Origin of the sequence: Enterococcus mundtii (assembly GCF_003957375.1) — a bacterium.
Classification (GTDB): domain Bacteria; phylum Bacillota; class Bacilli; order Lactobacillales; family Enterococcaceae; genus Enterococcus_B; species Enterococcus_B spodopteracolus.
The window spans coordinates 2,429,002-2,445,200 of sequence record NZ_CP025473.1; the positions used below are offsets into that span (position 1 = coordinate 2,429,002).

General features: G+C 39.0%; 14 protein-coding genes and 1 other annotated feature. Of the genes, 1 reads left to right on the top strand and 13 read right to left on the bottom strand.

Features of this window, described 5'->3' with window-relative positions:
- Positions 1-113: 113 nt before the first annotated feature.
- The 7 genes from CYK55_RS11795 to hisS all read right to left on the bottom strand — a co-directional run bounded on the left by CYK55_RS11795 (position 114) and on the right by hisS (position 7,894).
- On the bottom strand, positions 114-2,045 hold the full coding sequence (locus tag CYK55_RS11795) for an acyltransferase family protein (RefSeq protein WP_034687170.1): 1,932 nt from the start codon (positions 2,043-2,045) through the stop codon (positions 114-116).
- A 481-nt stretch (positions 2,046-2,526) separates the two neighbouring features.
- Positions 2,527-2,760 (bottom strand): hypothetical protein, encoded by a 234-nt coding sequence (locus tag CYK55_RS11800; RefSeq protein ID WP_235186267.1) that lies wholly within the window; start codon positions 2,758-2,760, stop codon positions 2,527-2,529.
- 240 nt (positions 2,761-3,000) lie between these two features.
- On the bottom strand, positions 3,001-3,285 hold the full coding sequence (locus tag CYK55_RS13890) for a hypothetical protein (RefSeq protein ID WP_034687173.1): 285 nt from the start codon (positions 3,283-3,285) through the stop codon (positions 3,001-3,003).
- Between the two features lie 12 nt (positions 3,286-3,297).
- Complete coding sequence (locus CYK55_RS13895) at positions 3,298-3,528, bottom strand: hypothetical protein (RefSeq protein WP_034687176.1); 231 nt, start codon at positions 3,526-3,528, stop codon at positions 3,298-3,300.
- 210 nt (positions 3,529-3,738) lie between these two features.
- Complete coding sequence (locus tag CYK55_RS11810) at positions 3,739-4,614, bottom strand: YitT family protein (RefSeq protein WP_010734230.1); 876 nt, start codon at positions 4,612-4,614, stop codon at positions 3,739-3,741.
- A gap of 206 nt (positions 4,615-4,820) precedes the next feature.
- On the bottom strand, positions 4,821-6,587 hold the full coding sequence (aspS, locus tag CYK55_RS11815; RefSeq protein ID WP_034687178.1) for an aspartate--tRNA ligase: 1,767 nt from the start codon (positions 6,585-6,587) through the stop codon (positions 4,821-4,823).
- Positions 6,587-7,894, bottom strand: a complete 1,308-nt coding sequence (gene hisS / locus CYK55_RS11820) for a histidine--tRNA ligase (RefSeq protein WP_034687180.1) — start codon at positions 7,892-7,894, stop codon at positions 6,587-6,589. Before hisS ends, aspS begins: the two co-directional genes overlap by 1 nt.
- A 65-nt stretch (positions 7,895-7,959) precedes the next feature.
- Positions 7,960-8,171: a binding site (T-box leader), on the bottom strand.
- A 129-nt stretch (positions 8,172-8,300) separates the two neighbouring features.
- Here hisS and CYK55_RS11830 point away from each other — a divergent pair.
- Positions 8,301-9,251 (top strand): aldo/keto reductase, encoded by a 951-nt coding sequence (locus CYK55_RS11830; protein ID WP_034687182.1) that lies wholly within the window; start codon positions 8,301-8,303, stop codon positions 9,249-9,251.
- A 157-nt stretch (positions 9,252-9,408) separates the two neighbouring features.
- Here CYK55_RS11830 and CYK55_RS13900 read toward each other — a convergent pair whose 3' ends face one another.
- The 6 genes from CYK55_RS13900 to prmA form a co-directional block, all read right to left on the bottom strand.
- Positions 9,409-9,537: a DUF6290 family protein gene (locus CYK55_RS13900; RefSeq protein WP_235186268.1), complete on the bottom strand. Its 129-nt coding sequence runs from the start codon at positions 9,535-9,537 to the stop codon at positions 9,409-9,411.
- 168 nt (positions 9,538-9,705) lie between these two features.
- Positions 9,706-10,965 (bottom strand): cytochrome P450, encoded by a 1,260-nt coding sequence (locus CYK55_RS11840; RefSeq protein WP_034687185.1) that lies wholly within the window; start codon positions 10,963-10,965, stop codon positions 9,706-9,708.
- 613 nt (positions 10,966-11,578) lie between these two features.
- The gene (gene dtd, locus CYK55_RS11855) at positions 11,579-12,025 is read right to left on the bottom strand and encodes a D-aminoacyl-tRNA deacylase (protein ID WP_034687188.1); all 447 of its coding nucleotides are present in this window, start codon (positions 12,023-12,025) and stop codon (positions 11,579-11,581) included.
- Between the two features lie 11 nt (positions 12,026-12,036).
- Complete coding sequence (locus tag CYK55_RS11860) at positions 12,037-14,250, bottom strand: RelA/SpoT family protein (protein ID WP_034687190.1); 2,214 nt, start codon at positions 14,248-14,250, stop codon at positions 12,037-12,039.
- A 229-nt stretch (positions 14,251-14,479) separates the two neighbouring features.
- Complete coding sequence (locus tag CYK55_RS11865) at positions 14,480-15,241, bottom strand: 16S rRNA (uracil(1498)-N(3))-methyltransferase (RefSeq protein WP_034687192.1); 762 nt, start codon at positions 15,239-15,241, stop codon at positions 14,480-14,482.
- A complete protein-coding gene (gene prmA / locus CYK55_RS11870) occupies positions 15,242-16,189 on the bottom strand; it encodes a 50S ribosomal protein L11 methyltransferase (protein ID WP_034687194.1) in 948 nt (315 codons plus the stop codon).
- Positions 16,190-16,199 lie beyond the last annotated feature (10 nt).

The window sequence follows — 16,199 nt, forward strand, 5'->3', positions numbered from 1 at the left end:
GAGAAAAAGAATGCCTCAACGAAAGATCGGAGAACGATTTTCGTTGAGGCATTCTTTTTTGTAAGAGTTATCCTACTGATCTGGTCAAAACATTGCTGTCACAACCTCAGTTTTTATTCACTTACTTGAGTACTATCAGATAGAGTGTCACTCGTACTAGTCGAAGCAGTCTCACTCGTTTTGCTTGTCTCTGATTCTTTTGTTCCACCTAATAGTGCTTCACTGACTAGATGGATATAATTCAACATACCATCTGGATTTGGATGGACTTGATCATCATAGAACCATTCACTGTGATCGTTACTATAACCGTACCAATCAATCACTGTCATGTTGTCATATTTCTTTTCCATTTCTGTGAGCATGGTGTTGACTTCATTTTGCCAGCGCTTCGTTGGTACGCGAACATTGACCCAGTAAACTTTACGATCCCCGATCGCGTTCATCAAGCTATCAAATTGCGCCTCAGAAAAAGAGCCATTTGTTCCTAACCCAATTAATACCGTATCTTTCAATAGATCCCGATTTTTCAATTCTTCGATATAAGGAACGCTTGTATAGAGTTGACGACCAACATCACCATCTACGACTACTTGCGGATATAGTTCTTTTAAATCTGCCGCAGCATCTAACATGACTGAATCACCAAATGCAGTTAGCTCTAGTTGTTGGGCTTTTTCCCCTTGCGCTTTGGTCAAATCATATTTATCCAAAATCGCTTGGTCAATAGGTGCTACATTATTGCCTTGATTATTCTGACTTTTTTCAGCTAGTTTTTTACTTTCAGCAATATTCTTTTGTAATTGCTCTTGGTCCGCTGTCACAGCATTTTTAGGTGCAGTGACGAACCCGACTAAGGCAATCGCTACGACTAAGGTTCCAGGGACTACCCATGGCTTTTTCCAACTGAAAATAGGTTTGGTGAACCAGCCTTTGACGATGCGAAATGTTTGGCTATAATCAAAGCGTGCCAATGGACGTTCGATAAAGCGGTACGACAGTTCACTGATCAATAAAATCAATGTGATTTCAATGACCGTGTGTAGCAACACATGATCAGCGATACCTGATACTTTCGCTTCGTAAAAAATCATTACCGGAAATTGGTATAAATAGATTCCATAACTTCGTTTACCGATCCAACTAAAGACCGGATTCGTCAACCAGCGATTCAAGCTCGCACCGGGATGCGCTGTGACTGCCACAAGAACCATACATAAAAGACTGACTAAAAAGAACCCGCCATAATAGATAAAGCTCAAATGGTCATCTAAGAAAAAGAAAAAGAGGATCAAGATGAGCAACGAACTAAAACCCGCTAAATTCAATACTTTCTTTGCTTGTTTAGGGATATTTTTCTTCAATCGCGTACTTGGCCAAACAAAAGCCAATGCACTCCCCATCCAAATCGAGAACAAGCGAGTATCTGTCCCATAATACACACGAGTAGGATCGCCATTTGGCGAGTACAACACCATCATCAAAATCGCCGAAGCAATGGCTGTGCCCATAATGACATAAAAAATATTTTTTTTCTTACGGACAAATACCATGAGTAATACAAAGATGATCGGCCAGATCAGATAGTTCTGCGCCTCTACTGCTAAGGACCAAATATGGGTAAATGGCGACTCATTTGCAAAACGATCAAAATAGGATAATCCATTATTGATCTGCCACCAGTTATTGACATAGAATAAACTGCTAAGTACAACGCCCCGAAGATTATTCAACAATCCTCGCTGGAATAGCGTAATATATGCTGATGCAGTAATAAGCAAAAAAACGAGCCCAGGATACAGTCGTTTCATTCGCCGAACATAAAATTGCCAAATATTGATTTTTCCATTTTGTTCCCACTCTTGTCGTAAGAGATCAGTGATAAGATAACCTGAAACGACAAAAAATATCGGAACACCTAGGTAACCACCCTTCATACTTGTTGGCAACAGGTGGTATAGAATAACTCCGATGACCGCTAATGAACGAATTCCATCGAAGCCCGTGATATACCGGCTACTTTTTAATCTTTTTTGTTTTTCCATTCATTCTTCCAACTTTTCATAAACTTTTTTCATTCGTAATATACGTGCATTACCAAAAAATAGCAAGTAAAAACTTCATAAAAGTTGCCACTTTATACTATAATCCCATAGTTCATCAAAAAAGAACACATTTTTAAGTAACTTTAACAAAATTTCAAATATAACAAGTTGGCTAATTGTTGCTTGGATATGGTTTCATTATTTTTCGTTGATGGGCGAGAAATAATGGAATGAATTCTACTCTTAGCATGGATAAACATCTGGAATAGCCATTTAAAAATTTGGCCCTCCCAAAAAAGAATCAATAAAAGCTATTCTACTTTACTTGATTCTTATCGGAACATTGTAAATACTCCAAACATCTATGCTCCTTAGTTGCAAGTACTCTGTCACTCCTTTTCTATGATCACTTTAATCACTCATTCCTACTTATTACGAAAAAACATCACCTGTTCTTTAGCAGACAGATGATCGTTCTCTTTCATATCATATATTTAATTTTTTTCAAAATAAGTGTTGCCATTTCAATTTTATGAACTCCAGGTTGTAGCATTTCCTCTGAAAATCCATCCCTTTCAAATGTAGTACCGTCTTTGGGTAAAACGGCTAGAGACATTAATTCGAAGATCTCCTCTTTAGTGATTTGATCAATTTGAATCCAAGTTTCTTCTCTTGCAAAGCAACCTTTATTATCATCAATTTTCAAGTATTTCATAATTATCTCTCCTTGTTTTGTAGGTTCGTTTGCCGACTTCCAGACAATTCAATTGCACAGACAGATTGCTAACGGAACTGTCGTTAGATGCACCGATTCTATTATTATGTGTAGAGACAAAAACAGGAATATGTTTAGAAATATCTTGTAGGACAGTATTTATTCTGTTGTTTAAAATCATATTATCAAAAGAAGACTCAGGTTCATCAATAAGAAGTAGATTCTATTTGAGTGAATCTTCTATTTTTCTGAGAAAATTATATTCTGCTCGTCACTCCCAGAAACGGGATTCAGCTCTTTGTTTAATCTGTCAATTTGCATTTTAACAAAGTATTTTACAAAGTCAGCATGCTCTAAAATATCTTTGTTTTTTAAAGCTTGTAGGTAGTCAAATGGTTGATCATAACATTTAAAGACTTCAATAAAGGAAGTTTGCTTTTTTATGATGTTCAGAACTTCTTGAGCGCCTCTAAAAGGTCTTTTTGATTTTCTAATTGTAAAATCGTAAACTTCGGTTTCGTCCAATATCTTATCTTTTTATAGTTCTTTGGTTATGTTATTGCACTCATTTATCATTTTTGTATCATCAATTATTGTCACTTGTTTTAAGATATCTTCTTGCATATGTCTAGCAATCAAGTTAGGAGGAATTTTTTCTAACCACTCTTGATCGGGTACATAGTCAAGGTAATTACCAATCGTCGTTAGGACTACATCATCACTAGCCAATTCTACTAATCCAATTTGAATTGCATGGTGGCTATCCAAGTTCAGATAAGTGGTTCATATGATCATACTTCATAAATCTTATGAAGGAAGACGCCTTTTACCTGTTGAAATATCGTTAGCATAAATGATTATTTTCAGTTCCTTAATCGCAGCAATCATTTCTGGTATGCTAGCGCCAAGAAGATCAAAAAAACACAGCGACAACCGATCAGTTATCCACTGTGTTTTATCTAACTATTTTACTAAAATCTAAATCCCATCTTCATAAAAACGTCCGAGAATTTGAACATTTTCCGCAATACTGACAAATGCTTGCGGGTCAGAAGATTTCATTGCTTCACGTAACAAAGGAAGCTCATAGCGAGTAACGATCGTCATTAAGACTGTTTGTTTATCATGCTTATACGCACCTTCTGCTTCATTGATGATCGTGATCCCACGACGCATACATTTTTGGATGGCTTCAATCACTGCTTCAGGATGTTTAGTCACGATCATGACTTGCATCTTTTTTTGTTTCGTATAGACGACATCCGTCACTTTACCACTCACAAAAATCGACAAAGCACTATAAAACATATACTGCCAACCGAAGAGCAAGCCCGCTACGAAAACAATCAGTGCATTGAAATAAATGGAAATAGAACCGATGGATCGACCTGTTTTTTTACGGATCGTAATACTCACGATATCTAATCCGCCAGAAGATAAGCCATTTTTTAATGCTAAACCAATACCAACCCCATTGACGGCACCACCGAATATCGCACAAATGATCGGATCGGTGGAAAGAATCGTTTGTGGCAAAAGATGGATACTAAGCGAAGTTAATGTCACAGTGATAAATGTAAAAATCGTAAATTTCTTTCCAAGTTTAAACCAAGCTAAAAAAAATAACGGGATATTCAATAAATATAATGTGGTTGAAACAGGGATTTCAAAACCAATTACTGATTTAGAAAGCGTCGTTAAGATTTGTGCAAGACCGGTTATCCCACTTGAATAGATGTTTCCTGGTTGATAAAAAAAGTTCAATGCAACTGAAGCAATCAGTGCATAGACGATCGACACCGAAAGTTTGGTCGTATAATCATGATACGCCCAATTTTCGAAAGTTTTTTTCATGAAAAAAGCCTCGCTTTATCTGGTATGCCCTTATTATATGATCTTTTAGAATATAATCAAGAGACTTCTTTGAAAAATAGATTGGAAATTCCAATATAAGAGAAAAAAGGTTGCTCCAGTGTCACTAGCGCGAATCAATCGCGACTTATTAGTGACTCTTTCACAACCTTGGCATTCCTATGAAAATAACTTCTCTTTCTTATTTGTTATTCAACATCTGTAACGTCGATGTTCAATTCAAATAATTGAAGATCAGAAACAGTGCTTGGTGCATCACTCATGACATCAGCTGCTTTACCATTTTTAGGGAAAGCAATCACTTCACGAATGTTTTCCTCACCTGCAAGCAACATCACAAAGCGATCAAGTCCCAAGGCAATTCCTCCATGTGGTGGGAAGCCATAGTCTAATGCACTTAATAGGAAACCAAATTGCTCTTCCATTTCTTCTTCAGAAAAGCCTAGTGTTTTTAATACTTTTTCTTGTAATTCTCTTGTATGGATACGTAACGATCCCCCGCCTAATTCATAGCCGTTCAAGACGATGTCATACGCTTCTGCGTAGACTTTTGCCGGATCAGTTGCCAATAACTCGACATCGGATGCTTTAGGCATTGTAAACGGATGGTGCGCGGAGACATAGCGGCCTTCTTCTGCTGAATATTCAAATTGTGGCCATTCTGTCACCCATAAGAAATTGAATTTTGATTCGTCGATCAAGTCTAATTCTTTTCCTAAGCGAGAACGAATTGCTCCAAGAGTGGCTGCAACGATTTCTTCTTTATCTGCACCAAATAATAAAATATCCCCAACTTCAGCGTTTGTTGCATGGATCAGTTCTTCAGATGCCTCGCCCATAAATTTCGCAATCGGACCTTTCAAGCCATCTTCTTCTACTTTTAACCAAGCTAGTCCTTTTGCGCCAAACTGAGTGGCATATTGTCCAAGATTATCTAAATCTTTACGTGAATACTTGCTTGCTGCATTTTTCGCATTCAGCGCTTTGACCACTCCACCATTTTCAAGCGCCATTTGGAAAACTTTAAATTCAACGTCTTTCACAACCGTGCTCAAATCGATCAATTCCATGTCGAAACGTGTATCTGGCTTGTCACTTCCATAACGGCTCATCGCTTCATCATACGTCATACGTGGGAATGGCAAAGTGACTTCGATACCACGTACCTCTTTCATCACTTTAGCAATCAATCCTTCTGTATAGGTTTGGATTTCTTCAGCAGACAAGAACGTCGTTTCGATATCGACCTGTGTAAATTCCGGTTGACGGTCGCCACGTAAATCTTCATCACGGAAACAACGAACGATTTGATAGTAACGATCAAATCCAGCATTCATCAATAATTGTTTGAACAACTGTGGTGACTGTGGTAAAGCATAGAAATGCCCCGCATGGATACGAGAAGGTACTAAGTAATCTCTCGCACCTTCTGGTGTTGATTTGCCCAAATAAGGTGTTTCAATATCCAAGAAATCATGGTCATCCAAGTAATGACGGATCGCTTTCGTTGTGTCGTTGCGCAATTTGATATTTTTCGTCATTTTTGGACGACGTAAATCAAGATAGCGATACTTCAAACGAATCTCATCACTAATCGTTTGTTCATCCTCAATCAAGAAAGGTGGTGTTTTGGCCTGATTCAAGATAATGATTTCATCCGCGATGATCTCAAATTCACCCGTTGCCATTTTAGGATTGATTGCCAATTCATCCCGATTTTTTACTGTACCTGTCACTTCGATGACGTATTCACTACGGCATTTATCTGCGATTTCCCATGCTTCTTTATTGATTTCTGGATTAAAAACAAGTTGAACGATCCCTTCACGATCACGTAAATCGATAAAGATCACGCCACCTAAGTCCCGTCTTTTTTGTACCCAACCTTTTAATGTAACTGTTTGTCCTAACTGCTTTTCTGAAACCAGTCCACAGTAAACTGTTCGTTGTGCCATCATTTTTCCTCCTGTTCAGTAGATAATGTCATTTCATCATAGACTTTATCAAAGTGGTCATAAATATCTTCTAGTGCAAAGCTTTTCTCTGTACGATTAGCCATTGATTTGACGTTGATCGTTTGATTTGCTAGTTCATCCGCACCAATCACTAAGACCAACTTCGCATCGGCTTTGTCTGCTGTCTTAAATTGTGCTTTGGCTTTACGTCCCATAAAATCACGATCTGCGGAAAAACCAAAATCACGGATCGCTTGAACGATTTTCAACGCTTCGATATTTGTTTCTTCGCCTAGTGCCACCACATAGGCATCTAATGTATTCATTACAGGGACAGCTACTTCTTCTGCCTCCATCGTTAATAAAATACGTTCGATCCCCATCGCAAAACCAAATCCTGGTGTCGCTGGTCCTCCTAGTTCTTCGACCAAGTTGTCATAACGGCCTCCCGCACAAATCGTTGCTTGTGCGCCCATTTTAGGTGCGTCACTCATCACTTCAAAAATCGTATGCGTATAATAATCTAACCCACGAACCATATTGCTGTCGATTTCATACGGTACATCTAACGCATCCAACATGGCAATCACTGTTTCAAAATGTGCTTTTGCTGTTTCACTTAAATAATCTAAGATCGAAGGCGCTTCTGCTACGAATTTTTGATCACGTTTGTCTTTACTATCCAATACACGTAATGGATTTTCATGTAAACGACGTTGTGAATCTTCGCTTAATTCTGCTTCGAACGGTACAAGGTAATCGATCAACGCTTGACGATACGCTTGTCGCGTTTCTTGATCGCCTAAAGAGTTGATCACTAAACGGATTTGACTGATTCCTAATTGTTTGAAGAAGTCTAAGGCCATCACCATGCTTTCAACATCCGTCGCAGGATTGTCTGAGCCAAATGCTTCGACACCGATTTGATGGAATTGACGTAAACGACCTTTTTGAGGACGCTCATAACGAAACATTGGTCCCATATAAAATGTTTTGTAAGGTTTTGTATATTCTGGTCCAAATAATTTATTCTCAACAAATGAACGGACGATTGGTGCAGTTCCTTCTGGACGAAGCGTCACATGACGCTCGCCCTTGTCGTAAAAATCATACATTTCTTTTGAAACGATATCAGTCGTATCCCCTACGCTACGAGCAATCACTTCATAATGCTCAAAAATCGGCGTGCGGATCTCATTATATTGATAATCTTTGAATAATAAACGCGCAGTTTCTTCAACAAATTGCCATTTTTCAGATTCTCCAGGTAAAATATCATTTGTTCCTTTAGGTCTTTGGAAGCTCATCTTTTTCTCTCCTTTTCTTCACACTATGTAATCAATGCCAACAAAAAACACCCTTGTTCGCCATGAACAAGGGTGAATGATTATTTCATACACGGTACCACCTATATTTGAAAGATTGCTCTTTCCTCTCACGATTAACGCTCGTTTACGGGACGGCTTTGCACGCGTCCATCTCCAGAGTGTCTTTCAGAAACTACTTGTTTTAGATCGCTCTCAGCCACGACGATCCTCTCTTATAAAGCATTTAGTTACTTACTCGCTCTTTCATCGATATTTAGATATTAATTATAACCTACTAAAAACACAGCGCAAAGTCAAGTAGATTCTTATTGATTTCTTTTCAAAGTCTTTTTGATTCAGCTTTTTTTCTTTTTGATTTAGACTAAATAAAAAAGGAGGTAGAACAATGTCAGAAGTAAAAATCGGTCATTCTCAAGTATATGCCGAAGCAATCGGCTTAGGTGCAAATGCCGTCGGAGGGCACAATCTTTTTTCAGGATTAGCGGATGAAACTGGAAAAAAAGTCGTCAGAGCTGCCTTAGATAATGGCTTGAACCTTATTGATACTGCTTATATTTATGGTGAAGGTCGTTCGGAACAATTGATTGGAGAAGTCTTGCAAGAACCGGCTTATGATCGTTCCCGTATGATTATTGCCACCAAAGCAGCACATCTTCCAGATCAACCGGAAAAATTTGATAACTCTCCTGAATTTTTGAAGAAATCAGTCGATGAAGCGTTAGAGCGTCTGCAAACAGATTATATCGATATTTTTTATATCCATTTTCCAGATGAAGCAACACCTAAAAATGAAGCAGTTGCCGCTTTACACGAACTGAAAGAAACTGGGAAAATCCGTGCTATCGGTGTGTCTAATTTCAATTTAGAGCAATTGAAAGAAGCCAACCAAGAAGGCTATATCGATATCGTACAGGATCAATTCAGTTTGATCCATCGCACAGCGGAAAAAGAATTATTTCCTTACCTCGATGCTAACGAGATTGGTTTTGTACCTTATTTCCCACTTGCTTCAGGTTTATTGACTGGCAAGTATGATCTAGAAAGTCCAAAACACTTTTCTGAAGACGATCCTAGAAAAAACAAACCAAACTTTCAAGGTGAACGTTATGAACGAATCATCACAGCGGTTGATCAACTCAAACCGCTTGCTGAAAAGTACCAAGCAACCACTGCTCAATTGGTTTTAGCTTGGTATATCGCACACCCGCGGATTTCATTTGTCATTCCTGGTGCAAAGAAACCCGAACAAGTCGCAGACAATGCCAAAGCCTTGGATATCCATTTATCCTTAGAAGATGTCCAAACAATCGATCAGTTATTCCGAGAGTTTAAATAATACTCAAAAACAACCATCGCGAGAAAATGCGGTGGTTGTTTTTTTTATTATGTACAAGATGTTTCAGCATAACCTTAGCTCTTTTTTCATTTCATCATGCAAAAGATTTTCATCAATTTTCTGATGATCCTTCATCACTTCATTATAGATAGCCAAGTCAATTTTTTTCTAGCCTACCTACTATCATCGTTCTGGCTAATTCCGTTATTGTCAGTCCTTTCAAATCAGCCATTGCCAAAATAAATGATTTTTCTTCCTCTGATACACGAATTGTAATCTCACTCATTCCATCACACTTCTTGTATATTTTTATAGAACGAGATCGGGAGAGAAGGACTCTATTGCCTAACAGGCTACTTCTCTTCCCACTACCTAATCCATTCTTACGTAAGAGATAAAAGCGACTGTTACTTTTGTCTCTCCCTCACTAAGCAAGCCAGGCTCAAAATCCATATTACTCTTTATATAACAATCCTCGACTATTCGGATAAGTCGGAAATTGATTGAATGGAATCGTCCAATCTTGTTCTGGCACAGAAAAGGCAAAACGATTCACTAATTGATCGGAAAAGACACGTAAACTATGCAACGTGATCCATTCGCCTGCGCATCGGTGCATTCTTCGGAAATCACCGCCACCTTGCGCAATCATTTCGTATTCTTCTTCATAAGAGATTTTTTTCGCTTTACCAATATACCGTTTGATCAAAAATGCCTCTGGTGAATCTACTGTCCGTTCATCATGATTTGTTCCATACAAATCTAAAATCACCCAACTATCTTTAAGAATGCGATAACCATCTACTTCTACATCTTGCAAAGCAAAGGCGGGTAACATTGGGAAAAATGGATAATACCGACGCATCTCCTGAATAAAAGGATCCTGTAGTTCCTTAAAATCATTTTTTAGTTGTTGATAGATATCTGGTCGGCTGAAAAGAGCATGCCCCATCAAAACCGCCCAGACGGTCAATGCCACGGTCGGCCGAATGATATTCAACAACTCTACCGCAGCAATATCCAATGGTAAGCGATTGCCCTTAAGATCAGTCGCATGTGCAAAAGCATACAGGGGGACATTTTCTTTTCCGGCTACTGGATTTGCTCGTGCTTCTTCCAACAACTCTTGCGCCCATTTCTCTGATTTTTTCCGATTTTCTACACCTTTAAAATGATCGATTGGCGAAGTGACTGTCCCACTGATCATAGAGATCTGATAATCTGCCAGTTGGTTGATCTCTTCTTCTGAATAATCTGCTAAGTTGATTCCTGACCATTCACAGATGGTGGTAAAAAGTACTTTTTTACTCAGGTCAAATAACTCAAAGGTACCATGTTGTTGTTCCAATTCATGTGCCAATACTCGATCCAATATTTGATGATAGTCTTCCATTCGCTCTGGTGTCATCAAATCCATAAAAATTGCTTTACGGTGATGATGCTCCGCGCCATCTAAAGACTGCACACCGTCCTTTCCAAATAATGTTTTTTGGACCATTTTAGGCATCGCACCTTCTCGTTTGAAATTTCTTGGATCATAAAAACGTTTCGCTGCCTCTTCCCCATAGATGATCACAGCTTCCTTATTGAATATCTTTGCTTTCACAACAGGTGATTGAGCTTCTTCTCTTAACTTCCCGAGCATTTTGTAGCCCTCATTATAGTATTTTTTGATTTCGGTCATTTTGATATCGACCACTGGGATTTCTTGCATAGTTTTTTGCCTCCTAATAAATAACTTTAGATATTATTAGGATACTCCTTGTACAATAAAACTGACAAAAGAAGTGTTTGAAACCAAGTGATACCATTTATTTCTCTTGCGTTGCCTAACCTTGAATAAAAGCCTTCCTCATCACTAATAAGATTTCATTATAACGTTCTGTGACTCTGTCACTCACCTCATTCCTTCGTCTAGCTTTGTAGTCAACTCGTGAAATGCCCCTTTAAACCGCACGTCTTTTCTACCATGTTTGTAAAAAGACAAAACATAGACATCATAAAATAAATTATAGCTTCTAAAGGGATATTCTACTTACATCTAAAAGATATAATGGCATTCTAAAATAGTGAAAGGGGCTCCTTTGAACAATTTTTTATCTGGCGTTGTCCAGTAATCAAAGCCATTATCATAGCGGTGGGAAAGTATCTCGTCTATCGTTGTCTGCTTTTTATTAGTCATTAGCAAGCAACTCCTATGTTCCATTTTATCGTATATCAATACTCCTGATGAATAGAAAATGAAAACGGATTCTCGGATAAAGGCAAAAAAAGACTGATTTTGAGAAACTCCATCAAAATCAGACTGATCTTTTTTTATTCATTTATCATTTATTTTGAGAATCAATAATGATCGTCACTGGGCCATCATTCACAAGAGAAACCGCCATATCTGCACCAAATTCTCCTGTTTCAACTGTGATACCTCGTTGTCTTAGCCCTTCGTTAAATGCTTCGTATAAAGGAATCGCTGTTTCCGGACGTGCTGCTGCGATAAAACTTGGTCGATTGCCTTTTTTTGTGTCTGCAAAAAGAGTGAACTGAGAAATACTCAACAGCGTTCCTTTGACATCTTCAATACTTAAATTCATTTTTCCTTGTTCATCTTCAAAGATACGCATCTGGGCAATTTTTTTTATCAAATAATCTACGTCTGTTTGCGTATCTGTATCATGAACACCTAGCAAAATCAACAAGCCATGATCGATACGACCCACTTCTCGTTCGTTGATCGACACAGCTGCTTGACTCACTCGTTGGATCACTGCGCGCAAGGTACTACCTCCTAGCCATTCATCCGGCGGACGCTATATACATCCGGTACGGTCTTGATTTTATCGACAATACTTTTCAAGTGTGACAAGTTACGTATTCCTACTGTCAAATGGATCGTCGCCATTTTGTCTTTATTCGTTCGTGCTTCGACACTGTTCAGATTTTTAGTCATCGCATTCACTGTCTGCAAGACGTCATTTAACATGCCAGAACGATTATAGCCATAGATCTCTAAATCAGCATCATACTCTTTGTTCGTATTTGAAGTGTCTTCCCATTCAACGTCAATCAACCGTTCTTCCACATTTGGTTTGTCTGGTTGGACATTTGGACAGTCTTTGCGATGGATCGAGATACCACGTCCTTTGGTGATATAGCCCACGATGTCATCACCTGGTACAGGATTACAACAACGGCTGATCCGGATCAACAAGTTTTCAACACCTTGGATGACGACGCCACCTTCATGACGAACCTTCACTTTTTCAGGCTCTTTTTTAGGTTGATTCATCAACTCTTCTGCTTCTTGTTTTTGTTGCTCGATTTTTTGTTCTTTCCGCTCTTTTTCAGTCAAGCGATTAGCCATCGTCAATGGACTTACTTCGCCATAACCAATCGCAGCATACATATCTTCTTCTGTTTGAAAATTCAAGCGTTCTAATGCGTCATGTAATTTATTTTTTGAAAGAATCTCCTTTGGTAAAAAGCCAAGATCCGTAATACACTTCACTAAAGCTTCATGGCCCTTCGTCACATTTTCGTCTCGATCTTGACCCTTGAAGAAACGTTTGATTTTATTTCTCGCTTTACTTGTGGCTACTAATTTCAGCCAATCACGACTTGGCCCAAATGAATTTGGCGAAGTCAGAATCTCAATGATATCACCATTCTTCAATTTGTAATCTAATTGGACCATTTTCCCATTGATTTTGGCACCGGTTGTTTTGTTTCCGATATCTGTATGGATGCTATAAGCAAAGTCTAACGGTCCTGATCCTTTAGGAAGCTCAGTCACATCGCCTTTGGGAGTGAACACATAGACTTTATCACTAAAGATATCGCCTTTCACACCCTCCATGAATTCAGAAGCATCGTAACTTTCATCTTGCAGTTCGATGATCTCATGGAACCAACTTAACTGTTTGGTCATCCCATCAGGTTCAACTTTTTCGCCTTTTCCTTCTTTATACGCCCAATGAGCAGCTACCCCAAACTCAGCGATTTCGTGCATTTCTTGGGTACGGATCTGGATCTCGACAGGGTTGCCAGCTGGTCCGATAACAGTCGTATGCAACGATTGATACATATTCGCTTTAGGCATCGCGATATAATCTTTGAATCTACCTGGCATAGGTTTCCATTTCGTATGGATTGCTCCTAGTACTGCATAACAATCTTTGATCGAATCCACGATGACCCTAATTGCAAGTAGATCGTAAATTTCATTGAACTGCTTTTTTTGATCCTTCATCTTCCGGTAAATGGAATAAATGTGCTTCGGACGACCATAGATTTCCGCAAAAATACCTAATTCTTCCGTCGCTAAACGAATATCCTCTACAGCCCCACTAACGTAGTTTTCACGTTCTTCTCTTTTTGTCTGCATCAGGTGGACGATTCGATAATATTGCTTTGGATTAAGATAACGTAATGCCGTATCCTCTAATTCCCATTTGATTCGACTGATCCCTAAACGATGAGCAAGCGGTGCGTAGATTTCCAATGTTTCTTGCGCAATGCGTCGTTGTTTATCTTCCCGCAAATGCTTTAACGTACGCATGTTATGTAAACGATCGGCTAACTTCACCATGATTACACGTAAATCTTGAGCCATAGCTAATAACATTTTGCGGTGATTTTCCGCTAGTTGTTCTTCGTGGGATTTATATTTGATTTTCCCTAACTTCGTCACTCCGTCCACCAACATTGCCACGTCGTTCCCGAAGGCTTCTCTTAAATCTTCTAAGGTTACTTCTGTATCTTCTACCACATCATGTAAAAAACCAGTGGCAACCGTATGGGGGTCCATTCGTAGATCTGCAAGAATCCCTGCAACTTGGATCGGATGGATGATATAAGGTTCTCCTGATTTACGAAATTGTCCCTCATGTGCAGTGGTCGCGTAATCACATGCTTTTTGCACAAAAGCGACATGTTCAGGTCCCATGTATTGGCTAACCATCTTAATAACGTCAGGCCCTGTTAATATTTCTTCTTTTGGCATGGGAAACATCCCCCTTTCTATTCATAATCAAAACAGATATTTTTTTCGTAAGAAAGCATTTTTTATAGCTTAGGATTAAATAATTGTTCTTATTATACCGATTGTGTCAATGATTTTCAATTCCGTACAAAAGGAAAAATGCTCCCTTCGCTTTGAGGGATCAAGAAAACAGAAAAAGTCATTCATTTGCTTTGTAGAAGATCGTTATCCCTAACGATTAACTCGCCTATTACTTGCTAAGTGCTTGTAATTCAAGTTGAAAACTTGCGGCACTCAACAAATACAAGGGGGCAGTTTCTGTTCGTAGGATTCTTGGACCAAGACCACAAAGAATGCCACCTTGTGATTCAAAATGAGCGACTTCTTGTGGTGATAATCCGCCTTCTGGGCCAAACACTGCAAGGATCCGAGTGCCTGGTAAAACAGATTGAAGTATTTTGGCCAAATTAGCGGCTTCCCCTTGTTTTGCTGATTCTTCATATGCAATCAGAAGGACATCATACAAACTGAGCGTCTCATAAAATTCCTTTTCTGTCTCCATTAAAGATACTTGCGGTACGACTTGGCGATGCGACTGTTCCGCAGCTTCCTGTGCAATCTTGACCAACCGTTCTTGCCGCTTTTTGCGTTTTTTGGCATCCCATTTAACGACAGAAGTCGCAGCAGGAAATCCCACAAACCCGTGAGCGCCTAGCTCTGTTCCTTTTTGTACGATCCAATCCAACTTATCCCCTTTAGGATATCCGCTAGCAATCGTGATCTTGCAGGGTAATTCTTTTTGAACACTTTCTTTCGCCACTTCGACTAAGAAGACTTCATTCTCCTTTATTTCATTGATTTCTGCAATGATTGCGATTTGGTCGTTAAATGCTAAATAGACCTGATCTTTCACTGCCATACGCATGACTCTTACCATATGATGGTAAGCTTCACCTTCTAATACATAATGTTCTTGTGGGCGATAGGATTCATCTAGAAAATATCGTTGCATTTAATCCACCTCAGGTTTTTTTAGCATAATGGCATACCAATCTTTTTGTTGGAACACTTGGTCAACAACAAAACCTTGTTCTTCCATCGCCGTAAGAACCATTTCTTTCTTCTCTTCAATAATTCCAGAAACGATCAACGTCCCAGTTTGTTTTAGTAAACGCCACGCATCAGGAATCATCAACAAAATGATATCTGCCAAAATATTAGCTACGATCACATCGCTCTCAATCTCGATACCTTTTAATAGGTCATTGGCTGACACATGCACATCTTTTGCTACTTTATTTAGATCCATATTTTCTTTTGCTGAACGCACTGCCACTTCATCGAGATCATACGCATAGACTTCTTTTGCTCCTAAATGCTTCGCCGCAATGCTCAACACTCCGGAACCAGTACCGACATCTAAAAGCGTTTCTCCACCTCGCAAGGTCGACTCCAGCGCTTGTAATGTCAAAGAAGTCGTTGGATGTGTCCCTGTTCCAAACGCCATCCCTGGATCTAATGTAATGATTTTTTCTAATGGATCATTCGTTTGATAACTTTCCCAACTTGGTACGACCGTTAGTAGCCGTGTGATTCGAACCGGATGATAATATTTTTTCCAAGCCGTTGCCCAATTGCTTTCTTCGACTTCACTCACCGTCACAATGTTCTTACCTATTGCTAATCCAAATTTGGGTAATTTTGTCACGCGTTCTTTGATAAAAGGTAAAATTTCCGGTAAAAAAATCGTTTCAGGGAAATAAGCCATCACGATGGCCCCCTCTTCAATTGTTGTAAAATCTTCTTTTGTTAGGATTTCTCCGTAAGGATCAGATTTAAAATTTTCGACGTCCAATGAATCTTCGATCGCGACACCACTCGCTCCTGCTTCCATTAAAATATTTGCGACTGCTTCAACCGCTTCACTCGCCGTTTCGATTTTGACTTCATTCCATTTCATATACGTTGCT